Genomic DNA, 20904 nt, shown 5'->3' with positions numbered 1-20904 from the left:
CGCACACTGCCTCTCACCGCATTGCGGAATAGCTTTCCATATGACGGAAAGCTCGTCAAGGACTTGGGTCAGCGGCGACAGGAGTACCGGATGAACACCGTCGAGCAGGCGGGCACGCTCGGGAGGCAGCGCTGGCTGCGGCTGATCCCGATCGTCTTCGTCACCTACAGCCTCGCCTACCTCGACCGGTCGAACTTCTCGATCGCGACCGCGGGCGGCATGGCCGAGGAACTGCACCTCACGAGCACGACGTCCGGCCTGATCGCCGCGTCGTTCTTCCTCGGCTACTTCCTGCTGCAGGTTCCGGGCGTGCTCTACGCCGACCGGCGCAGCGTGCGGAGCCTGATCTTCTGGTCGGTGCTCGCGTGGGGCGTCCTGGCGACCGCGCAGGGCCTGCTCAGTTCGGTGCCGGTGCTGATCGTGGTCCGGTTCCTGCTCGGCGCGGTGGAAGCGGCGGTCCTGCCCGCGCTCGTCGTGCTGCTCGCCCGGTGGTTCACGAAGGCCGAACGCGGCCGGGCCAACGCTTTCCTGATCCTGGGCAACCCGGTGACGGTGATGTGGCTGTCGGCGGCCTCCGGGTATCTGATCGAGGCGACGTCCTGGCGCGGCATGTTCATCATCGAGGGAATTCCGGCGCTGATCTGGGCTTTCGTGTTCCGCGCGCAGGTCCGCGACCGGCCCGCCGACACTCCCTGGCTCGACCCGGCCGGTCGCGCCGCGGTCGAAAGCGCGATCGCCGCGGAACAGGCGCAGCTGCCAGAACCGGCTGCGCGGCCGGTGCGGGAAGTGTTGCGGTCCAAGGCGGTTCTGCTGCTGGCGGCGCAGTATCTGTTGTGGAGCATCGGGGTGTACGGCTTCGTGTTCTGGCTGCCGTCGATCGTCAAGGCGGGTTCGTCGGCCGGGATCGGCGCGACCGGTTTGCTGTCGGCGATCCCGTACGCGTTCGCCGTGGTGGCGATGCTGATCAACTCGCGCGGTTCGGACCGGACCGGGGCGCGGCGGCGGTTCGTGTGGCCGTGGCTGCTTGCCGGCGCGGTCGCGTTCTACGGTTCGTATCTCTTGGGCAAGCAGCATTTCTGGTGGGCGTTCGTGCTGCTGGCGATCGCCGCGGTGGCCTTGTACGCGCCGTACGGCCCGTTCTTCGCGATGATTTCCGAACTCCTGCCGCAGCGGACCGCCGGGGTGGCGGTGGCCGTGGTCAACGCCGCCGGCGCGCTCGGCGGGTTCCTCGGGACCTACCTGGTCGGCTGGCTCGAATCCGCCACCGGCAGCACGGCTGCCGCGTTCCTGATGCTGGCGGGGACAATGGCCGCAGCCGCGGTGCTGGTGCTCGCGGTTCCGGTGAAGACGAAGGAAAGGCGAGCATGACCGCGCGTGTACTGGTGCCCTGGTCCGACATTTCCGTCCCGGCCGAACTGAACGCGGTCGTCTGGGACGGCCGCGGCACCCCGCCGGACGGCCTCGACGACGTCGAGTTCTACGTCCTGCCCTACGACCAGGGCCCGGCGGCGGCGAAGCTCATTCCGGAACTGCCGTCGCTGCGCGCGGTCCAGACGCTTTCCGCCGGGTACGACAATCTGCTGCCGCTCGTCCCGTCCGGCGTGCAGCTGGCGAACGGCCGGGGCCTGCACGACCTCAGCGTCGCCGAGCACGCGCTCGCGCTGATCCTTGCCGCGCAACGGTATTTCCCGCGCTGGTTCGCGCAGCAGCAGAAGGGCTCGTGGGACCGGGTGCACACGCGCTCGCTCGCCGACTGCCGCGTCCTGCTGGTCGGCTACGGCTCGATCGGCCAAGCCATCGAGCGGTACCTGGAGGCCGGCGAGGCCGAGGTGGTCCGGGTCGCCAGCACCGCGCGCTCCGGCGTGCACGGCATCGACGAACTGCCGGAGCTCCTGCCGACCGCGGACATCGTGGTCCTGGTCCTGCCCGACACTGCGCAGACGCGCGGCCTTTTCGGGGCCAAGGAACTGGCGCTGCTGCCGGACACCGCGCTGGTCGTGAACGTCGGCCGCGGCACCGCCGTGGACACCGACGCGCTCACCGCTGAGGTTTCCGCCGGTCGCCTGCGCGCCGCGCTCGACGTCGTGGACCCGGAACCGCTGCCCGCCGACCATCCTCTGTGGACCCTCGACGGCGCGATCATCACCCCGCACATCGCCGGCGGTTCGGACTCGTTCTACCCGCGCGCGAAGCGGCTGGCCGAACGCCAGCTCGCGCACTACGCGAAGGGCGAGCCGCTGGAGAACCTCGTCAGCTGAGCACGGCCTCGACCGCGGGCTGGTAGGCGGCGATCTGGTCGGGCGTCCAGAAGCCGGAGATGTCGTGCGTGACGATCCGGTAGACAAGCGCGCGGACCAGCATCTGCTGCCATTCCGGCAGATGCGCCCAGCGGTCGATCAGCCCGGGAGTCGCGCCGTACCAGCACAACGCGTCGGCGACCGCCACCGCGGCGGCCCAGGCCGGGGGACGCCAGTAGACCGCCCAGTCGATCACCGCTGGCGGCTGTCCCGGCGCGAACAGGACGTTGCCGGGAAGGTCGCCGTGCACCGCCTGCGCGGCCAACTCGACCGGACGGCGCGCATCGAGCAAGGGGCGGAGGAGGTCACGAGCGGGCGCTGTGCCTTCGGGCGGCAATTCCGCCCAGGCGACCCGGTCTCCGATGGCCCAGGGGTCAGTGCGGAAATCGAGGAAATCCGGCCGCGGCAGGTGCGCGATCGCTTGATGGAACGCGATCCCGGCCCGAATCGCGTCGTCGGGCCGGGAAGTGTCCGGGCGGCCGGGGACGAGCCGGCTCGCCTCCCAGCCGAGCGACGGATGACCGCCGGATGAATTCTGGCCGACGGATGTTCCCGCGATCCATTCCCCGTCGCGAGCCTGAAGCGGACGAGCGATCCGGAACTCCGCCGATTCCGCCACCTCGGCGAGCGCCGCCGCCCGCCATCGCGTTTCCGGAGCGAACTCCACCGGTTTCAGCACGATGTCCCCGGCGCGCCAGGTCTCGCCTTTCCCGCCCTCCAACCGAACTGGGTCCTCGGCGCAGCCGAACGCGTCCAGCACGTCCGCCGATGGTTGCTTGTTCAACGTTCTGCGCCTTTTCTCTCGGTTTCCGCAGCTCTTCGCATATCTACCCAGAGCAACGCAAGGGGAGGAACGACTCCCCCTGAAGGTACAGAAGCGCATTCAGGGGACCACCCACAGTGCACATGTGAGCCCTGTGTATGCTTCGCCATCGCTTGACTGGGTGGATTCTTCACCCGAATTGGTGGCCGCCGTGGTCGGGGAGATGTGGTCTCACGCGGTCCGTCGTTCGTGGTTCGGGACTCGATGGGAGAAAGCATGCACGGCAGGTCAATTCTGGTCCGGGGAGGGGCCGCGGCGGCTTCCGCGGCAGCGGCGCTCATGATCGCCGCGCCGGTCGCCCTCGCGGACGACAACGCCCCCACGGCGCGCAGCGGCGCGGCCTCGGGCGAGCTGGTGTACGGCGGCACGTCGGGCTTCGACGTCAACATCGCCGACAAGGGCAAGGTCCAGACGACGCTGTTCAACTTCAAGCTGTCCGACGGCGCCATCTCGAAGATGTACTGCGTGCAGATCGAGGTCGGCGCGCGGTTCGGCGAGACCATGGTCGAGCACGCCTGGAACGACTACCCCGACGCGAAGTCGCCGTTCCGCAAGAACAACAAGAACATCAACTGGGTGCTGCACCACAGCTACCCGTCGCAGGACGTCGCCTCCATCGAGAAGGCGCTGACCGGCAAGGGCGTCGAGCTCCACGACGGTCTGTCCACGAAGGAAGCGCTGACCGCGACCCAGGCCGCGGTGTGGCACTACAGCGACGCGAAGGACCTCGACGCCGAGAACCCGCTGGCCAACGGCTCCCCGGACGAAGCGGCCGACGTTCTCGCGCTGTACAAGTACCTCACCGGCGACGCCAACACCGGCGTCGAGGAGAAGAAGCCGGCGCTGAGCATCACCCCGGCGAAGGCGACCGGCGAAGCGGGCACCAAGATCGGCCCGTTCACCGTCGCCACCACCGGCAGCGTCACCGACTTCACGAGCAAGCTCCCCGAGGGCGTGAAGGTCGTCGGCGAGAATGGCGAGGAGATCAAGTCCTCGGCGATCAAGAACGGCACGAAGCTGTTCCTGGACGTCCCGAAGGACGCGAAGCCCGGCACGGCCGAACTCGCGATCAAGGCCACCGGCGACGTCAACACCGGCCGCCTGTTCGTGGCCAAGAACTACGACAGCAACCCGGCGCAGTCGCTGATCGTGGCACAGTCGCAGAAGAGCGCGGTCGAGGCCGCGGCAACCGGCACCTGGACCGAAACGGGCCCGGTCACCACCGCGCCCGCCACGACCGCCCCCGCGGCCGGCAACAACTCGGGCCAGACCCCGCTGGCGAACACCGGCGTGAACGCCGCCCTGCCCATCGGAATCGGCGCAGCCCTGGTCATCGCGGGCGGCGCGATGATCCTGGTGGTTCGCCGTCGTCGCAGCAACGCCTGATTCACTCTGCTTGACCCTGCTTTAGCAACGGGCCGGTCCTATTAGGACCGGCCCGTTTTTGCTGCCCCGCCCGGGAAGTCCGTGAAGGGCTCCTTGGGGGAATCTGATTCCCTCAAGGAGCCCTTCACGCCCCCGCGGCCGGTCGTGAGGGCCACCCTCACAGCCGCTGATTCCGTCAGGGTTCCCCTCACGACGCGCGGCCGGTTCGTGAGGGACTCCTTCACGGACTTGGGTTCCCTCAAGGAGCCCTTCACGGACGACGAAGTGAGTGAGGGCCACCCTCACGGCCGCTGATTCCCTCAGGGTTCCCCTCACGACCGACCGACGGTGCGTGAGGGGTCCCTTCACGGACCGCCCGCTTCCCTCAGTTCATCAGCGCGCGGGATGCGCCCCAATGCGGCCTTGGGTGCATCGCATGCATCGAACGCCACATTGGGTGCGTCAGACGCACCCAATGCCACATTGGGGCGCTCCACGACCCCCACGACCGGCGGCCGCGAACCCATCCTCACCAAGCGCTCAAGCCGCGCGCCCTGCCCGCCAATCCGCTGCCGGTGCGCTCAAGCCAAGCACCCTGCTCACCAATCCGCAGCCGATGCACCCAACGATCGGTGCACCCACACCACCCCCGCACCCCGATGCGAAGCCAAAATGCGGTCTGGGGTGGCTTGTCAAGGCATCTTTCCCGCCTTGACAAGCCACCCCAGACCGTCATCACAATCAAGCTTCGGGGTGCCCCACCGCAAGCGCGACCCGCGATGTGCGAAGCACGAGCAGGGTCAGTTCACACAAGTAACCCCATCAGCAGTAATCTCCGGAGCACCCCCGGCAGGAGGCTCCATAACCGCCGGAGCGGAAGCCGGATGCACCCCGGAATCATCCGAATACTTCTGCCCCAAATAAACCCGGAAATGATCCTTGTCCAAAGAACTATCCGAAGCCACCGCAACCCCGCCGAGCTTCGCCGCGATACCCTCAGCCTGACTACGCTGCCCCCGCCCGTAATAGACAGTAGAAGTCCGCCGAGTAGCGCTATTGGTCACAGACCCCCGCTGATACCCAGCAGCAGCAAGCTTGTCCGCCACCCGGTTGGCCAACCCATCCACCCCAGACGAGTTCCGCACATCCACCACATACGAAGCCAACGCCGGATCCCCAGCAGCCGAAGACGGCGGCGCAGAAGAAGACGGAGCAGAAGTAGCAGCCCCGGTCTGCTCTCGAACAAACTTCTGCACCTGCTGAGGATCGACCTGCACGGCATCCCCGTCATTAGGCGTCTTCAAAGTAATACTCACCACCGGCACGGTGACGAAGTTGATACTCCCAGCACTCATCCCATGCAGTTGCTGAGCAAACCCGAGCAAATCCCAGTTGGTATCAACAACGACAGCCTTCTTGACCGCCCCGATCAACGCGTCCAACTTACCCGGATCCGTCAACGTGCCAGCGGAAAGAATAGTCTTAGCCATACTGGCCATGAAGACCTGCTGCCGCTTGATCCGATCCAAGTCCCCATTGGGCAACCCATGCCGCTGCCGCACGAACTGCAACGCCTGCGCCCCGGCAACATTCTGCGGTCCGGCAGGAAAATTAGCCCCAGAGTAAGAATCCCGAACCGGAGCCTTAAGGCAAACCGGAACCCCGCCCACAGCCTGGCTCACGTAATAGAACCCAGCCAGATTGACCGCCGCATAGTGCGTAATAGTCAACCCGGTCAACTGCTGCACAGTCTCGATCGCCGTCTTGGCCCCAGCCTGCGCCGAGTCCGTCTCGAGCTGAGGTCCGGACTCCCCCTGAGCCTTCAGCTCGTTCTTCCGGGCAGTCTGCCCATACGTATAAGCCGAGTTGATCTTGTGCTTCCCGAACTTCCCGGCAAGCTGGACATACGAGTCACGCGGGATCGAGATGGCCGTGGCGTTCCCGCCGCCCGCCGGGATGTGCACGACGATCATCGTGTCCGTCGTGTCGCCGCCGTCCTCGGCGCCGCCCGCATGCAGTTGGTCGAGTACGTCCTCGGGCAGCGGATTGCCCTCCGCGTCGGTGCGCGTGTCGAGGCCGACCATCAGGATGTTCTGCTCGTCCATCGGCGAGTTCGACCCGGAGCCGATCACATCGGACCTGGTCAGGCCGTCGGTGATCTGGTTCAGCTTCGACCACGCGAACGCGGTGCCGCCGAGGACCAGCAGCGAGACGACGGCCAGGAGCACCTGGGCGACGCGGAGCGCGCTGGAAGTCTTGCGACGCATCGGGGTTCCTCTTCCTGCCACATCCGGTGGTCGAAAGACCCACGGTAGCGGGCGTCTCACCTGGACGGGTTACCGCTTACCCCAAATTGCGGAGAGGGCGCCCGGAATGTCGGACCGAGGGTGTATCGCCGCGGGCGGTCCGGCTCGACTCTCATTCTACAGGGATGTAGTTTTACTACAGCCGTGTAGAAGCAGAAAGAGGTGCCCGATGGCCCGCGTGGTGATCGTGTCCGCCCGGATCGGAGCGGGACACGACGGTGCCGCCAGGGAGCTGGACCGGTGGTTTTCCAGCCGCGGCGCACACGTCGTCCGCGCCGATTTCCTGGACCTGCTGCCGGGAAGACTTGGCGAACTGCTCTGCGGCGCCTACCACCAGCAGCTCAACATCGCGCCGCGCAGCTGGGACTGGCTGCTCAGTGCACTGGGCACCCCCGCGCTGGCCGGAGCCGCCCGCCGGTTCGCCGGCCTCGCCACGCCGCGACTGCGCGAGCTGCTGGGGGAGAGCACCGACGTCGTCGTCTCGACCTATCCGCTCGCGACACACGCGGTCGCCCGGTTGCGGCGGTCCAACGAACTGACGGCCCCGCTGGTCGCCTACCTCACCGACCCGTCAGTGCACCGCCTGTGCGTGAGCCCGGACGCGTCGCTCACCGTCGCTCCCAACGAAACCGCCGCCCGCCAAGCCCGAGCGCTCGGAGCCGGCCGCACGCTCGTCTCTCGTCCGCTGGTCGCACCCGCCTTCCGGCCCGCCGCCGGGATCACCGAACGACTGCGTCTCCGGCTCGCCTTCGGTCTTCCGCACGACGGCCCGCTCGCGTTGGTCGTGGCCGGATCCTGGGGCGTAGGCCAAATCGGACAGACCGCCGACGACCTCCTCGCGACCGGTCTCGTCGAACCGGTCGTAGTGTGCGGCCGCAACGAAACGCTGGTGGAAAGACTGCGGAAAACCGGACATCGGCACGTTTTCGGCTGGGTCGACCGGATGCCGGAACTGATGCGCGCGTGCGACGTTGTGGTGCAGAACGCGGGCGGGCTGACGACGTCGGAGGCGCTCGCGACCGGCCTCCCCGTGCTGACCTACCGCTGCCTGCCCGGCCACGGCCGAGCCAACGCCGCCGTGCTGCACAACGACGGCATCGTCCCGTGGGTCCATTCGCCGAGCGAACTGACTGAGGCGCTCCAGTGGTTGCTGCGCCGACCAGTCAAGGCAGCCGGATGATCCGCGGACTCGCCGCGGCAGCCGTCGCGCACGCAGTACCGGCCGCATTGTTCGTACCGCAGCTGCGAACGGCAAGACTCGCCGGACGAGGCGACCCCAGCCACGTGGCGCTGACTTTCGACGACGGCCCCAACCCGGAGTCCACGCCGCAATTCCTCCGAATCCTCGAAAAGCTGGACATCCGCGCGACCTTCTTCGTGCTGGGCCGGGAACTGGCCGCCGCGCCGGAACTAGGCCGGGAGATCGCCGCCGCCGGGCACGAGGTCGCAGTCCACGGCTGGGATCACCGCTGCTTTCTGCGCCGCTCCCCGAAGGCCCTGCACGACGAACTGGCACACACCGTCGACCTGATCGAACTCATCACCGGCACGAGACCGCAGTGGTTGCGCGCGCCGTACGGAGTATTCAGCGCGAGCGCCCTGCTCTCGGCGCGCGTGCTCGGACTTCAGCCCGTTTTGTGGAGCACCTGGGGATTTGACTGGACCAGTCGCGCCACTCCGCGCTCGGTCGTGCGCACCGTGTGCCGACGACTGACCGGCGGCGGCACGATTCTGTTGCACGACTCCGACGTCGCCGCCGCGCCGGGAGCATGGCGGTCAGCGCTCGGCGCAGTCCCGGTGCTCGTGTCGGAATGCCGGGAGCGCGGGCTCGCCGTGGGTCCCCTGCGCGAGCACGCAAGCGGCGTGCTGCGCGGTCTCGAGTCCGGAGTGGAGATCGGTCGCCGCGTCGAGCGTGCTGGCCGCTGACCAGGCGCACGCACCCAGCACGACCGCCACGGCCACTGCCGCCAACGGGTTCCGCCGCGAACCGGACGACGGGGCGGAAAGCAGCGCACGCACGCGTTGCGGCACCGGCCCGCCGGTCGCGGCCAGCGCGAGCGACGGCTGGGACCGGCTGGCCAGTGCGGCCTTCGCGACCGCCGTGGCCACCAGTTTCCGGTCGCCGACGCGGTCCGCGGCCGCCTCGTCCGCCCAGCGTTCCAGCGCGAACCGGGCCGCCGCGCCGAGCGGGCGCAGCACGGGGTTGACCGTGGTCGCCACCGTCACGATCGCCGCGAAAACGTGGTGCCGCAGCCGCAAATGCGCGCGTTCGTGGGCAAGCAACGCGCGGCGTTCCTGCGGTTCCAGCGCCGCGAGCATCCCGCTGGACACCGCGATCCGGCCGCCCCCGCCAGCCACCGCGAACGCGACCGGTTCCTCGCCCGGCAGCAGCACGAAGCCAGCCTCGCGGGTGTGCGCGTTCAGTTCGGCATGCACCTTCCGGTGCCAGCGCACGTGCTGCGTCGCCGCCCGCGTCAACGCGACCCCGGCGACGACGAGCGCGACCCCGCTGGCGATCGCCAGCGGCAGGTTCACCGCGTCGGCCCCGCGGAACGCGACCGCGGAGAAATCGCCCAGCTCGCCGACGAACGGCAGCTGCGCGAGCCCCGCCGCCGCGAGGACCGCGAGCGTCGCCGTGCTGCCGACGGCGAGCACCAGCGCGGAACCGGCGAGCAGCCAGCTGCCCAGCCGCGGCGACAACCGGGGCGCGACCCAGCGCGCCACCGGCCAGGACGCCAGCGGCAGCAGCAGCGGAACGAGCAGGTCGAGGTTCACGGTCAACCGCCGTTCTGGTGCAGCAGGTCGCGCAGCACGGCCTCGTCCGATTCGGACAGGTTCGACACGAATTTCGCCAGCACGCTGGACCGGTCGGCTTCGGCGTCGAGCACCTTGCTCATCCGGCGGGCGGCGAGCCCGGGTTCGTCGTCGGCGGCGCGGTAGGTGAACGAGCGCCCCTGCTTCTCGCGCGTCGCGACGCCCTTCTCGAACAACCGGGACAGGATCGTCACGACGGTGGTATAGGCCAGTCCGCCGCCGATCCGTTCCTGCACGCCGGCGGCCGACATCGGCTCGTCGGATTCCCACAGCACCGCGAGCACCTCGGCCTCCAGCTCGCCGGGAGCCCGCCGGGCGCTCTCGCCTCGTCCGTTGCGCATGGCCCAAATTCTACCGGTTTGTCGAAGCAGCCCAGCCCGCTACTACGTTCATGTAGAATTTCGACAGTTGTGTAGTAGTTGGAGGTGGGCATGCTCGACCCGAAGTGGCTGCTGGCCGCGTTCGGCCCGCTCGGCGTCTTCGCGGTGATGTTCGCCGAGACCGGCCTGCTCGTGGGCTTCTTCCTGCCGGGCGATTCGCTGTTGTTCACCGCCGGGGTGCTGGCGGCCTCGTCGAAACTGCACCTGTCGCTCGCGGCCGTCATCGTCGCCGCGGCGGCCGGCGCACTGCTCGGCGCGCAGGCCGGATTCGTCCTCGGCCGGCGCGGGGGAGGCGCGCTGCTCGTCCGCGTGCGCAGCAAGCACCTGCACGAGGGCGTCGCGCGCGGATCGGCGCTGCTCAGCCGGTACGGGCTGGGCAAGGCGGTCGTGCTGGCGCGGTTCATCCCGGTGGTCCGGACCGTGCTGAACCCGCTCGTCGGCATCGCCGGGATGCCCGCCGCGAAATTCGCGTTGTGGCAGGTGATCGGCGGTCTGTTGTGGACGGTCGGGGTCACGCTCGCCGGGTACGCGCTGGGGGCGTCGGTGCCCAACATCGACACATACCTGCTGCCGATCATCGCCGTGGTGGTGCTGCTTTCGCTGAGCCCGCTGCTGGTCGAACTGGTCCGCGCGCGAAGGAGTGCTACGCGATGATCGACGCTGGCCTGTATCGCGACGTCACGGATTTCGCCTGGTCACAACACTGGCTGGCGGGCATCGCGACGACCTTCAGCGAGTACGGGGTTTTCCTGGTGGCACCGGTGATCCTCGCGCTGCTCTGGCGAGCGCGGACCAGGGGACCGGCGGCGCTGGCAGCCGCGGTGTGGGTGCCGATCGCGATCGCGGCGGCGCTCGCCGTGGACACCGTGCTGAAGTCGGTGTTCGCCGAGATCCGGCCGTGCCGCGTGGTTCCGGGCGTGCACACGCTGCTGCCGTGCGATCCGCCGGCCGACTACGCGTTTCCCAGCAACCACACGGTCATCGTCGCTGCGTTCGCGGTGGCGTTGCTGCTGGTCAACCGCAAATGGGGACTCTGGGCGCTCGTTTTCGCGGTGCTGATGGGGATTTCGCGGGTGTACGTCGGGGCGCACTACCCGCACGACGTGCTCGCGGGGTTCGTGGTCGGCGCCGGAATCGGGGCGCTCGGGCTTGTGGTCCGCGAACCGCTGGCGAAGGTGGCGGTTCGGCTGATTCCAGTCGTATCCGGGAGGAAAACATGACTGACGATCGACCCGTCCGCTGCTCCGACGCCGAACGCGAGCAGACGACGAAAGCCCTGAACAACGCGGCGGGCGAAGGACGGCTGAGCCTGGCCGAGGTGGAGGAACGGGTCACGGTCGTCTACGCGGCGCAATACCGGCACGAGCTGGACGCGGTGGTCGCGGACCTGCCCGCACCCGCGCCGAGGCCCAGCTGGCAGCCGCTGCTTCTGCTGGCCGGACACCAGTTGGTCACAGACTTCGGAGCCGCGCCGCCGCGGCGGAAGCTGGCGGTCGGAATTCTGCTGATGTTCGCGGTAGCGGCGATGGTTTTCCTTGCCATGCATGGTGTCGCGGACGAAGGAGAGCACTTCGGGCACCGCTAAACTGACGCCATGCAGAGGGGAACGGGCGTCGCGTTGGTCACCGGGAGTTCGCGCGGGATCGGCAGGGCGGTCGCGGAACGGCTGGGTGCCGACGGGTTCTCCGTCGCGGTCAACTATCGCTCCGATCAAGACTCGGCCGAGGCCGTCGTCGCCAAGATCCGCGCGGACGGCGGGCAGGCGGTCGCCCTGCGCGCGGACGTCACCGACGACGCCGAGCTGCGTGGCCTTTTCGACCGCACGGAACAGGAATTCGGCGGTCTCGACGTGGTCGTCGCGAACGTGGGGATCGCCCGGTTCGTGCCGCTCGCCGAGGCCTCCGACGAGATCTACGACCTGATCTTCGGCACCAACCTGCGCCCCACCTTCGTCGCTTTGCGCGAGGCGGCCCGGCGGGTGCGCGACGGCGGCCGGATCGTCGTGATGTCGAGCGGAGTGGTCCAGACAGCCCGGCCCGGCACCGGGATCTACGGTGCCGCGAAGGCCGCCGGGGACCAGCTCGTGCGCGTGCTGGCGAAGGAACTCGGCCCGCGCGGGGTGACGGTGAACAGCGTGCTTCCGGGCGCGGTCCGCACGGACGCGCTCCTCGCCGACGGGCCGCCGGGCGTGGTCGAGTACAGCGCGAAGCAGACGCCGCTCGGCCGGATCGCCGAACCCGGCGACATCGCGGACATCGTGGGGTTCCTGGCGTCGGACCAGGCCCGCTGGGTCACCGGCCAGACGCTGCACGCCGGCGGCGGGCAGTTCTAATCGCCCGGCCGTTCGGCCAGCAGCTGCGTCCGCACGTCGGTCTTCAGTACCTTTCCGACCTTCGACCGCGGCAGGTCCGGCCAGAGCAAGACCTCCTTCGGAGTCTTCACGCTGCCGAGCAGCTCCTTCACCGCGGCCCGCAGTTCATCAGCGGCAGCGGTACGTCCTTGGTGCAGCTGGACGACCGCGGTCACCTGCTCGCCCCACTTTTCGTGCGGCAAGCCCACCACCGCGCAGTCCTGCACCGCCGGATGCGTCATCAGCGCCTGCTCCACCTCGGCCGAGTAGACGTTGAACCCGCCGGTGATGATCATGTCTTTCGCCCGGTCCACGACGTACAGGAAGTTCTCCTCGTCGAGGTAGCCGATGTCGCCGGTGTGGTGCCAGCCGTGCCTGCTGACTTCCGCGGTGGCGTCGGGGTTCCGGTAGTACCCCGGCATCACGAGCGGTCCGCGCACCACGATCTCGCCGCGTTCGCCGCGCTGCAGGAGGGTTCCGTCTTCGGCCATGATCGCCACCTGCGTCAGCGGCGTCGGACGACCCGCTGAGGTGAAGCGTTCGCGCGCCAGGGAACCGTCCGGATAGAAATGGTCGGCGGGAGCCAAGGTCGAGATCATCATCGGCGCTTCGCTTTGCCCGAACAGCTGTCCGAGCACCGGCCCGATCCGGGCGATCGCTTCCTCCAGCCGGGCAGCGGACATCGGCGCGGCCCCGTACCACAGGCATTCCAGCGAACTGAAGTCCGTCGCGGACAGTTCCGGATGGTCCAGCAGCAGGTAAATCAGCGTCGGCGGCAGGAAGGTGTGGGTGATCCGGTGCCGTTCGATCAGTTCGAGGAACCGGCCGAGATCCGGCGACGGCATCACCACGATTTCGCCGCCCAGCGCCAGAACTGGGAAACACAGCACCCCGGCGGCGTGCGTGAGCGGAGCCAGCGCGAGGTAGCGCGGGCGCGGCTGGAACGGATAGCTCATCAACGTCAGCGCCGACATGGTTTCGACGTTGTGCCCGGTCAGCACCACGCCTTTCGGCCGCCCGGTGGTGCCGCCGGTGCCCACGAGCATCACCGTGTCGTCCGGCGGACCGGCCTGCCACGGCGTGCCGGGAAGCCCGTCGAGCCATTCGGCCAGCGGGATCGCGCCGGGGAACGAGCCGTCGAGGCACACCACCGTGGTCAGCTTCGGCAGCTGATCGGCGATCCGGGAGACGAGCGGTGCGAACGACTCCTGCACGAGCAGGCACGTGCAGTCGAACAGGTCCAGCAGCTCCCGGTTCTCCGCCGCTTCGTTGCGCGGGTTGACCGGGCACCACACCGCCCCTGCCCGGCTGATGCCGAAGACGCACCCGAACGACACCGGGTCGTTGGCGGAGAGGATCGCCACCTTGTCGCCCGGCCGCACGCCGGAACGGGCGAGCGCCCTGGCGACCTGCCAGGACAGCTGCTGGACCTCGCCGTAGCTGAGCGATCCGCCGTCCGTGGTCAAACACGGGGCCGACGGGCCCAGCGAGGCGCCCTTGTCGAGATAGTCGGTCAGTCGCACCGCTCGTCTCCCCGTCTCAGGACTGCACTGTCAGAACCGGATTCGAGACCAGCCCGAACGACCGCAGCACGCCGAGCAGTTCGCGGTGCCCGAACGCCTGGCACGCCGACGCGAACCCGGCGCGCCGCGGGGGTTGCTGCAGCAGCGAATACGCCGCGTACGCCTGCATCAGCCCGGTCTGCTTGTAGTTGCAGGTCCCGTGGATCACGCAGTGCGCGCGACCGAGCGGGCCGGACGCGTGCACCGAGTCCAGCGACGTATTGATCCGCTGGTTTTCCCTCGGCGGCATTTCGTCCCGGACCGCGGCCGCCTGCTCGTGCAGCACCTTGAGCTTTTCTTCCAGCGGCAGGTCTTTCACCTGCTCCAGGACGGCCGCGACAATCTGCGGCACACCTTGCATCAGTGCCCGGTCGAACACGCCGCCGACCGCATTCACGTTGGCCACGCGCGGATCGTTCTTGAACCACACCGGATGCGACGTGCCGCCCCACGGCAGCGCGAGCCCGATCTCGTGGTGCCCCGGCACGGTGACCTCTTGCAGCCCGCCGTCGGCAGGCCAGGGCGCGTATTCGTTCTGCTCCAGGTAATACGCGGCGGACAGCGCGGCGTTCACCAGGATGGTCTGCGTGGAAGCGACTGTGGGGTAACCCTTCCAGAACACCAGGATGTCCAAAGTGTCCAGTCCGGGAGTCTCGAGGCAGAGGTTCGCCGCGATCTCGCCGGTGGTGTACATCTGCGCGATGCCGGGGGAGAGCAGCAGGCCCTTGGCGGCCATGTCCGCGCCGTAGCGCTCTTCGGCGGAGATCAGCCAATCCTGCTCGCCGGTGGTGTCGAGATAGTGCGTCCCGGATTCGAGGCAAGCCTGGACGACCTCGTGGCCGTACTCGCTGAACGGGCCGACGGTGTTGCACACGACCGACGCGTCCTGGAAAAGCTCGGTGAGCGGGCCGGTTTCGTGCGATACCTCGACCACCTCGTGGTCCACGGTGTCGAGGCCGGGAATGTGGTCGAGCGCGGCCTGGACCCGGGCCTTGTCCCGGCCGGCGGCGGTGAATGCCACGTTGTACTCGCGGAGGTATTCGCAGATCAGGCGGCCGGTGTAGCCGGACGCGCCGTAAACGACGACGGGCTTGGTCACGACTGGTGTTCCTTTCGCTGGAGGGGATTCACATGCCCATGCCGCCGTCGACCGGGAGGCCGGCGCCGGTGATGAAGCGGGCGGCGTCGGAGGCGAGGAAGACCACGGCGTCGGCCATGTCCGCGACCTCGCCGAGCCGTCCGGCCGGGGTCTGCGCGACCACCGCGCCGATCGCGTCCTCGATGCTCGGGAACAGCCCGACGTCGACGACGTCGGCCGCGAGCTGGTTGCCCATCTGCGTCGGAACCAGGCCCGGGTACACGCAGTTGACTCGTACGCCGTAGCCGAGTTTCCCGGACTCCATCGCCGCGACGCGGGTGAGCCGGTCGACCGCCGATTTCGTCGCCGAATAGCCAGCGATGCCGGGGAAAGCGATGGTCGCGGCCACCGAGGCGATGTTCACGACCGCGCCGCCGCGTCCGGCGACGCCGCCAGGACGCATGGCGCGGAACGCGTGCTTCACGCCGAGCGAGGTGCCGAGCACGTTGACTTCGAGCATCTTCCGGACGTCGGCCGGGTCGAGGTCGGCGACGAGCCCGGTGATTTCCACGCCCGCGTTGTTCACGACGATGTCGAGCCCGCCGTGCTCGCCGGCCACGGCCTCGACCGCCCGCGCCCAGTTGTCGTCGTCGGTGACGTCCAGCCGGACGAATCCGCTGCTGGCCCCGCTCTGCTTGATCGCGTCGGCGGTCTGGCGGCCGAGGTCTTCTTGGACGTCGGCGATGACCACCGCCGCGCCTGCCTTCGCGAGCGCCTCGGCCATGCCCTGGCCAAGGCCCTGCGCGCCGCCGGTGACCAGCGCGGTGCGCCCGGTCAGGTCGTACGAACCCATCGACATCTCCTCCTTGAGACGTGCCGCGAGTGCGGTGTAGGTCACACCGTAGCTAATTTTGGACAGTCGTCAAGATTTTCTTGGACGATTGTCAAGAATCCGTGGCGCGCTAGACTGCGCGGTGTGACACAGGCGAAGGAGCGCATCTCCCGCCGCGCCGTGGACAAGTTCGCCCAGCGCCGCGAGCAGCTGGCCGAGTCCGCGCTGCAGGCGCTGGCCGAGCTGGGCTATGCCCGCACGAGCCTGCGCGAAATCGCCCAGAAATCCGACTTCTCGCACGGCGTCCTGCACTACTACTTCGCGGACAAGGTCGAGCTGCTCACGTACGCGGTCCGCAAGTTCGAAGAGGTCTGCGTGACCCGCTACGACGACGTAGTGGCGGAGGCGGGCTCGGCCGAGGAGCTGAAACACGGCTTCGGCGCGGCGATGGCAGGCACGTTGCGGACCGACGCGGCGATGCACCGTCTCTGGTACGACCTGCGCAATCAGAGCCTGTTCGAGGAGTCTTTCCGCGGCGATGTGCTCGACATCGACGAACAGCGCCAGGACATGGTGTGGCGCGTCGTGCGGCGCTACGCCGAGTTCACCGGCCGGCCGGCCCAGGTGTCGCCAGAGGTCGCGTACGCCGCCTTCGACGGCCTGTTCCAGCGCGCTTTGCTGCAGCAACTCGCCGGTCAGGACGCGGCCGCGGACGGCTTGGAGGCCGATGTCGCGGCTCTGCTCACGCACTTCGTCTGACGGTTACCCCTCCGGAGTGGCGATGCCGGGTGCGCCGGCCCGTCCGTGGTTAGGATGCGCTCGGACGGTCACCGGGCGAGAAGGGGTGCGCGAGCGTGCAAGCGGGGGACCTTGAACCGCCTGAACCGCAGGCCGTTTCCGCACCGTTGACCAGGGCGGCGATCTTCCTGATGGTGCAGGTCGACGCCGGTGCCGAGCAGGTCGCGAAAGACCTCCTCGCCGATCTCGCCGGGCTGCAGCGCGCGGTCGGGTTCCGCGCCGCGGGGGCTGGGCTGACCTGCGTCGCCGGGATCTCGTCGGCGGCGTGGGACCGGATCTACGGCGGTCCGCGGCCCGCGGAACTGCACGAGCTGCCGGTTTTCTCCGGCGACAAGCACACGAGCGTCGTCACCGCCGAGGCCGACCTGCTGTTCCACCTCCGCGCCGAGCGGCTCGACCTGTGTTTCGAGCTGGAATCGCTGATCATGGACCGGTTGCGCGGTTCGGTGAAGGTGCTCGACGAGGTGCAGGGCTTCCGGTACTTCGACGCGCGCGACGTGCTCGGCTTCGTCGACGGCACGGAGAACCCGACCGGCAACGGCGTCAACCAGGCGGTGCTGGTGGACGACGACGAACCGTTCAACCGCGGCAGCTACGTGGTGGTGCAGAAGTACCTGCACGACATGGCGGCGTGGAACGCGCTCACCACCGAGCAGCAGGAACTGGTGATCGGACGGCGCAAACTGTCCGATGTGGAGATGTCGGACGAGGAAAAGCCCGCCGATGCGCACATCGCGCTCAACGTGATCACCGACGACGAGGGCAACGAACTCGACATCCTGCGCGACAACATGCCGTTCGGCCGTCCGGGGCACGACGAGTTCGGCACCTATTTCATCGGCTACACCAAATCTCCGGCGGTGATCGAGAAAATGCTGGAGAACATGTTCGTCGGGTCGCCGCCGGGCACCTACGACCGGATTCTCGACTTTTCCACGCCTCACACCGGCGCGCTGTTCTACGTGCCGACCGCGGACTTTCTCGAAGATCCGCCGGACGCCCCGCCCGAGCCGGAACCGCCGGCTGCCGCGACGCCCGCCGGGACGTCGCTGGGCATCGGAAGCCTGCGAAGGAGCACTCGGTCATGAACAACCTGCATCGCGAACTCGCCCCGATCTCCGCCGCCGCGTGGGCGGACCTGGAGGAAGAGGCGAAGCGCACCTTCGCCGAGTTCGCCGCGGCGCGCCGGGTGGTCGACGTCGTCGTCACCGGAGACCCGGCACTCGCCGCGATCGGCACCGGACGCCGCGAGCGCGTCGGCGACAAGTTCGACGGCGTCGCGACGAGCCTGCGCACGGCACAGCGGATCGTGGAACTGCGGGTGCCGTTCACGGTGTCGCGCGAAGAAGTCGATTCGGTCGAGTGGGGCGCGAAAGACGCGGACTGGCAGCCGGTGAAGGACGCCGCGCAGCAGATCGCGTACGCCGAGGACCGGATCGTGGTCGACGGTTTCGCCGAAGCGGGCATCACCGGCATCCGCCCGGCTTCGTCGCTTTCGCCGATCGCGCTGCCGCCGGAGGCCCCGCGCTACCCGAAGGCGATCGGCGACGCGATCGCCGAACTGCGCGACGCGGGCGTGGCCGGTCCGTACACCGTTCTGCTGAGCGACGACGAGTTCACCGCCGCGTACGAGGCGGCGAACCACGGTTATCCGGTGCTGGAACACCTGAAGCAGATCGTGGACGGCGAACTCATCCGCACGCCCGCGATCAGCGGTGCCTGCGTCCTGTCCACCCGCGGCGGCGACTACGAGCTCCACTTCGGACAGGATCTGTCCATCGGGTACTCCAGCCACGACGCGTCCACTGTGGAGCTGTACTTCTACGAGACGCTGACCTTCCTGGTCAACACCGCCGAAGCGGGGATCGGGCTGACCGCCTGAGGCGTTACCTGATCCTGCGGTCTTGTTACGCAGCGCGGACATTCGCCGAACCTTCCGGGGATACCCGCTCGCGATAGTTGCGGCGTGCTGCGGAACAAGATCAAAATCGTGCTGCTCGTGCTGCCCGCGATCGTCGTCGCCGGGTGCTCCGGCCTCCCGGTGCTCGACGGCGATCCGGACCACGACCCGGCTCAAGGCGGTGCTCCCGAAGGCGTCACGCTGAGGCCGTCCGACACGAGCTACCCGGCCGTCGGGAATCTCGATCCGGCGTTGCGGAAAGCGTTGCAGGAGGCGGCAACGGACGCGCGTCGGCGCAATGTGGACATTCAGATCGCGTCGGGTTGGCGGACGAAGGAGTACCAGCAGAAACTGCTCGACGCTGGCATCGAAAAGTACGGCAGCCTGGAGAAGGCACGAAAGTATGTGAACACGCCGGAACAATCGACGCACGTGTCCGGCAAGGCGGTCGACGTCGCCCCCACCCGGGCCGACGACTGGCTCATCCAGCACGGCGCGAAATACGGCCTGTGCCAGGTGTACGCGAACGAGATGTGGCACTTCGAACTGCTGACCACCCCGGGCGGCACCTGCCCGCCCACCCGTACGGACGCCGCCGGTTGACGTCCGTACGGGCGGCTGGGGTCACGGGGCCCAGTAGTTGCCGGACATCACCAGGTAGACCAGCAGTTTGATGGTCTCGCCGTAGTAAGTGTCGTCGTACGGATTGCCCGCCATGTATTTCCACAGCGAATCGGTCCACGCCTGGTCGCCCGCGACCATCGCCGCGACCCCCACCGGATTCGCCGCGACCTCGGACTGATCACTGGTTTTGGTCGGCGTCCCGTCCAATTTGGTGTGCGGGTAAATCTTGGCCGGGTTGGCGCCGGAGTGGCTCTTGTAGCTGGCCGATTCCTTCTTGGCGACCTCGGTCGCGACCTTGCCGCCGTACAGCAGCGCGTCGGTGCCCATGTGCCAAGGCACCCGAACGGAGTTGTAGCCGACGATGTTGTCCGGCTGGTTCTCCAGATGATCCGCGGGCGCGGGCTTCGGGCTGTTGGTGTTCGCACCGACCACGAAGTCGGACAGCAGATTCGCGTTCGGCGAATACTTGCTGGTGAACTGGGTGATCAGCTGCTCGGTCCGGGTGACGACCTTGTTCCAGTCGTGCGCGGTGTCGTACTTCGCGAACGCCCGCAGGTGGTCGAGCATGAAGTCGGAGGGCCGGGTGTCGTCGTTGCCCGCGTCGTCGGCGATCTTGAGATGCCCGTCGGACGCGACGTCGTACTTGTAAATCTTGGCAAGCCAGTCCTTGGCGGCGGCGCTGTAGCCGCCCCACTGCTTGTCCGCGAGAATCAGCCCGTAGCCGACGTCGAGATCGCCGTCGGTGGCCGAGTCAGGGGTGCCGTCGTCGGCGTACTTGCAGGTCTTGCCGTCGATCACCCACTGGAAGAGCCCCTTGCTGTCCCGGTGGTCCTGGACGAACTTCCACATCCCGTCGAAAATCGTCTTGGCCTGGTCGTCGTAGCCCGCCATCAACGGGACGATGTTCATCCCGTAGCCCTGGGCCTCGGAAACCGTGCCCTTGTTGGGCGCGTCGTCGGTCGCCCAGACGAGGTAACCGCCGCAAGCCTGGCGGAGGTAAGTTTTCTTCCAGGAGTCGTACTGTCTCTTGACCGCGTTGTCCTGCTCAGCCTGACTGACGGAAGGCCGGACACCAGTCTGATAGGTGACGTGCGCCGGAAACGGACGCGCGACGGAAGCCGCAGTGGCAGGCCCAGCACCAGCCAACGCAGCAGTAAGCGAAACGGAAGCGGCGGCGAACAACGCCACCTTCCGGGAAGCGGGCATTTTCGGGGTCTCCTTGTTAGTAAACTTTCCTAACTAGGCGGCGTGAGAAAAGCCTGCTGTACCGGGTGTTTGGTGTCAAGATGTCCGGCCCCGAACTCGAAGGTGAACCGGTTCCGTAGCGTTCCGTGAGGGCCACCCTCACAGCCGCTGATTCCCCGCGGCCGGTCCGTGAGGGGCTCCTTGAGGGACTTAGATTCCCTGAAGGAGCCCTTCACGGCTTTTTGGCGTACGTGAGGGTCGCCCTGAGGGAATCTGATTCCGTGAGGGTTCCCCTCCCGACCCGCTCGCCGACCCCGCGCCCGTCCGCTGCCTGCTCGGGAAGCGCCCCAATGCGGCATTGGGTGCGTCAGATGCACCGAACGCCACATTGGGTGCGTCGCATGCACCCAATGCCACATTGGGGCGCAAGCCCCGCCGCGGACGAAGCCGCAGCCGGTGCACTCAACTGTCGGTGCACCCACACCACCCCCGCACCCCGATACGAAGCTCTCCTGCGGTCTGAGGGTGCTTGTCAAGGCATCTTTCCCGCCTTGACAAGCACCCTCAGACCGTCAGCACAATCAAGCTTC

The 20904-nt window shown here is 68.0% G+C and carries 20 protein-coding genes and 1 pseudogene; 13 read left to right on the top strand and 8 right to left on the bottom strand.

Annotated elements, in window-relative coordinates; translation table 11 throughout:
- The first annotated feature begins 90 nt into the window (after nt 1-90).
- A complete protein-coding gene (locus PUT80_RS34015; protein ID WP_037816824.1) occupies nt 91-1368 on the top strand; it encodes an MFS transporter in 1278 nt (425 codons plus the stop codon).
- Nucleotides 1365-2258 (top strand): 2-hydroxyacid dehydrogenase, encoded by an 894-nt coding sequence (locus PUT80_RS34010; RefSeq protein ID WP_275294578.1) that lies wholly within the window; start codon nt 1365-1367, stop codon nt 2256-2258. The genes PUT80_RS34015 and PUT80_RS34010 overlap by 4 nt, the downstream gene beginning before the upstream one ends.
- Here the strand turns inward: PUT80_RS34010 and PUT80_RS34005 are convergent.
- Complete coding sequence (locus PUT80_RS34005) at nt 2251-3081, bottom strand: TIGR02569 family protein (RefSeq protein ID WP_275294577.1); 831 nt, start codon at nt 3079-3081, stop codon at nt 2251-2253. The genes PUT80_RS34010 and PUT80_RS34005 overlap by 8 nt on opposite strands.
- Before the next feature lie 255 nt (nt 3082-3336).
- Here PUT80_RS34005 and PUT80_RS34000 point away from each other — a divergent pair, with 255 nt between their 5' ends.
- Nucleotides 3337-4506, top strand: a complete 1170-nt coding sequence (locus PUT80_RS34000; protein ID WP_043828165.1) for a thioester domain-containing protein — start codon at nt 3337-3339, stop codon at nt 4504-4506.
- A 779-nt stretch (nt 4507-5285) separates the two neighbouring features.
- Here the strand turns inward: PUT80_RS34000 and PUT80_RS33995 are convergent.
- On the bottom strand, nt 5286-6752 hold the full coding sequence (locus PUT80_RS33995) for an LCP family protein (RefSeq protein ID WP_134667476.1): 1467 nt from the start codon (nt 6750-6752) through the stop codon (nt 5286-5288).
- Nucleotides 6753-6960: 208 nt separating this feature from the next.
- On the opposite strand from PUT80_RS33995, the gene PUT80_RS33990 reads away from it, so the two are divergent.
- Nucleotides 6961-7971, top strand: coding sequence for a glycosyltransferase (locus PUT80_RS33990; protein ID WP_275294576.1), 1011 nt, complete (start codon nt 6961-6963; stop codon nt 7969-7971).
- Nucleotides 7968-8411: pseudogene (locus PUT80_RS33985) on the top strand (polysaccharide deacetylase family protein); the annotation flags it as partial. The gene PUT80_RS33990 and the pseudogene PUT80_RS33985, both read left to right, overlap by 4 nt.
- A 156-nt stretch (nt 8412-8567) precedes the next feature.
- Here PUT80_RS33985 and PUT80_RS33980 read toward each other — a convergent pair.
- Nucleotides 8568-9566, bottom strand: coding sequence for a M56 family metallopeptidase (locus tag PUT80_RS33980; protein ID WP_238608242.1), 999 nt, complete (start codon nt 9564-9566; stop codon nt 8568-8570).
- 2 nt (nt 9567-9568) lie between these two features.
- Nucleotides 9569-9946 carry a BlaI/MecI/CopY family transcriptional regulator gene (locus tag PUT80_RS33975; RefSeq protein ID WP_275294575.1) on the bottom strand — a complete coding sequence of 126 codons (378 nt, stop codon included), beginning with the start codon at nt 9944-9946 and terminating at the stop codon, nt 9569-9571.
- 90 nt (nt 9947-10036) lie between these two features.
- Here PUT80_RS33975 and PUT80_RS33970 point away from each other — a divergent pair, with 90 nt between their 5' ends.
- The 4 genes from PUT80_RS33970 to PUT80_RS33955 are packed head-to-tail and all read left to right on the top strand — an operon-like array spanning nt 10037 to nt 12317.
- A complete protein-coding gene (locus PUT80_RS33970) occupies nt 10037-10639 on the top strand; it encodes a DedA family protein (RefSeq protein WP_275294574.1) in 603 nt (200 codons plus the stop codon).
- Nucleotides 10636-11205 (top strand): phosphatase PAP2 family protein, encoded by a 570-nt coding sequence (locus PUT80_RS33965; RefSeq protein WP_275294573.1) that lies wholly within the window; start codon nt 10636-10638, stop codon nt 11203-11205. Before PUT80_RS33970 ends, PUT80_RS33965 begins: the two co-directional genes overlap by 4 nt.
- Nucleotides 11202-11570 (top strand): DUF1707 domain-containing protein, encoded by a 369-nt coding sequence (locus tag PUT80_RS33960; RefSeq protein WP_275294572.1) that lies wholly within the window; start codon nt 11202-11204, stop codon nt 11568-11570. Before PUT80_RS33965 ends, PUT80_RS33960 begins: the two co-directional genes overlap by 4 nt.
- Before the next feature lie 9 nt (nt 11571-11579).
- Nucleotides 11580-12317, top strand: a complete 738-nt coding sequence (locus PUT80_RS33955) for an SDR family oxidoreductase (RefSeq protein WP_275294571.1) — start codon at nt 11580-11582, stop codon at nt 12315-12317.
- Here the strand turns inward: PUT80_RS33955 and PUT80_RS33950 are convergent.
- The 3 genes from PUT80_RS33950 to PUT80_RS33940 are packed head-to-tail and all read right to left on the bottom strand — an operon-like array spanning nt 12314 to nt 15873.
- Entirely contained in the window at nt 12314-13858 is a 1545-nt protein-coding gene (locus PUT80_RS33950; RefSeq protein WP_275294569.1) for a long-chain fatty acid--CoA ligase, read from the bottom strand. The genes PUT80_RS33955 and PUT80_RS33950 overlap by 4 nt on opposite strands.
- Before the next feature lie 16 nt (nt 13859-13874).
- Nucleotides 13875-14996 (bottom strand): DUF5938 domain-containing protein, encoded by a 1122-nt coding sequence (locus PUT80_RS33945; protein WP_275294567.1) that lies wholly within the window; start codon nt 14994-14996, stop codon nt 13875-13877.
- A gap of 28 nt (nt 14997-15024) precedes the next feature.
- Nucleotides 15025-15873, bottom strand: a complete 849-nt coding sequence (locus PUT80_RS33940) for an SDR family NAD(P)-dependent oxidoreductase (protein ID WP_275294566.1) — start codon at nt 15871-15873, stop codon at nt 15025-15027.
- A 78-nt stretch (nt 15874-15951) separates the two neighbouring features.
- Between PUT80_RS33940 and PUT80_RS33935 the strand changes: the two genes are divergently transcribed.
- The 4 genes from PUT80_RS33935 to PUT80_RS33920 all read left to right on the top strand — a co-directional run bounded on the left by PUT80_RS33935 (nt 15952) and on the right by PUT80_RS33920 (nt 19108).
- Nucleotides 15952-16566: a TetR/AcrR family transcriptional regulator gene (locus PUT80_RS33935; RefSeq protein WP_043828030.1), complete on the top strand. Its 615-nt coding sequence runs from the start codon at nt 15952-15954 to the stop codon at nt 16564-16566.
- 95 nt (nt 16567-16661) lie between these two features.
- Nucleotides 16662-17693 carry a Dyp-type peroxidase gene (locus PUT80_RS33930; RefSeq protein WP_275294565.1) on the top strand — a complete coding sequence of 344 codons (1032 nt, stop codon included), beginning with the start codon at nt 16662-16664 and terminating at the stop codon, nt 17691-17693.
- Nucleotides 17690-18487 carry a family 1 encapsulin nanocompartment shell protein gene (locus PUT80_RS33925; RefSeq protein ID WP_037816798.1) on the top strand — a complete coding sequence of 266 codons (798 nt, stop codon included), beginning with the start codon at nt 17690-17692 and terminating at the stop codon, nt 18485-18487. Before PUT80_RS33930 ends, PUT80_RS33925 begins: the two co-directional genes overlap by 4 nt.
- Before the next feature lie 84 nt (nt 18488-18571).
- On the top strand, nt 18572-19108 hold the full coding sequence (locus PUT80_RS33920; RefSeq protein ID WP_275294564.1) for a D-alanyl-D-alanine carboxypeptidase family protein: 537 nt from the start codon (nt 18572-18574) through the stop codon (nt 19106-19108).
- Between the two features lie 21 nt (nt 19109-19129).
- Here PUT80_RS33920 and PUT80_RS33915 read toward each other — a convergent pair whose 3' ends face one another.
- Nucleotides 19130-20335, bottom strand: a complete 1206-nt coding sequence (locus tag PUT80_RS33915; RefSeq protein WP_134732435.1) for a glycosyl hydrolase family 8 — start codon at nt 20333-20335, stop codon at nt 19130-19132.
- Nucleotides 20336-20904: the final 569 nt, after the last annotated feature.

The sequence above is a fragment of the Amycolatopsis sp. La24 genome, from assembly GCF_029087445.1.
In the GTDB taxonomy this organism is placed as follows: domain Bacteria; phylum Actinomycetota; class Actinomycetes; order Mycobacteriales; family Pseudonocardiaceae; genus Amycolatopsis; species Amycolatopsis nivea.
Note: the sequence above shows the minus strand (reverse complement) of the source record. Positions and strands in the feature narration are given on the sequence as shown.

What these genes read in the sequence shown, in the direction of transcription:
- PUT80_RS34015 (WP_037816824.1), top strand. Translation starts at nt 91, where the DNA reads ATGAACACCGTCGAGCAGGCGGGCACGCTCGGGAGGCAGCGCTGGCTG.
- PUT80_RS34010 (WP_275294578.1), top strand. Translation starts at nt 1,365, where the DNA reads ATGACCGCGCGTGTACTGGTGCCCTGGTCCGACATTTCCGTCCCGGCC.
- PUT80_RS34000 (WP_043828165.1), top strand. Translation starts at nt 3,337, where the DNA reads ATGCACGGCAGGTCAATTCTGGTCCGGGGAGGGGCCGCGGCGGCTTCC.
- PUT80_RS33995 (WP_134667476.1), bottom strand. Translation starts at nt 6,752, where the DNA reads ATGCGTCGCAAGACTTCCAGCGCGCTCCGCGTCGCCCAGGTGCTCCTG.
- PUT80_RS33990 (WP_275294576.1), top strand. Translation starts at nt 6,961, where the DNA reads ATGGCCCGCGTGGTGATCGTGTCCGCCCGGATCGGAGCGGGACACGAC.
- PUT80_RS33975 (WP_275294575.1), bottom strand. Translation starts at nt 9,946, where the DNA reads ATGCGCAACGGACGAGGCGAGAGCGCCCGGCGGGCTCCCGGCGAGCTG.
- PUT80_RS33970 (WP_275294574.1), top strand. Translation starts at nt 10,037, where the DNA reads ATGCTCGACCCGAAGTGGCTGCTGGCCGCGTTCGGCCCGCTCGGCGTC.
- PUT80_RS33965 (WP_275294573.1), top strand. Translation starts at nt 10,636, where the DNA reads ATGATCGACGCTGGCCTGTATCGCGACGTCACGGATTTCGCCTGGTCA.
- PUT80_RS33960 (WP_275294572.1), top strand. Translation starts at nt 11,202, where the DNA reads ATGACTGACGATCGACCCGTCCGCTGCTCCGACGCCGAACGCGAGCAG.
- PUT80_RS33955 (WP_275294571.1), top strand. Translation starts at nt 11,580, where the DNA reads ATGCAGAGGGGAACGGGCGTCGCGTTGGTCACCGGGAGTTCGCGCGGG.
- PUT80_RS33925 (WP_037816798.1), top strand. Translation starts at nt 17,690, where the DNA reads ATGAACAACCTGCATCGCGAACTCGCCCCGATCTCCGCCGCCGCGTGG.
- PUT80_RS33915 (WP_134732435.1), bottom strand. Translation starts at nt 20,335, where the DNA reads ATGCCCGCTTCCCGGAAGGTGGCGTTGTTCGCCGCCGCTTCCGTTTCG.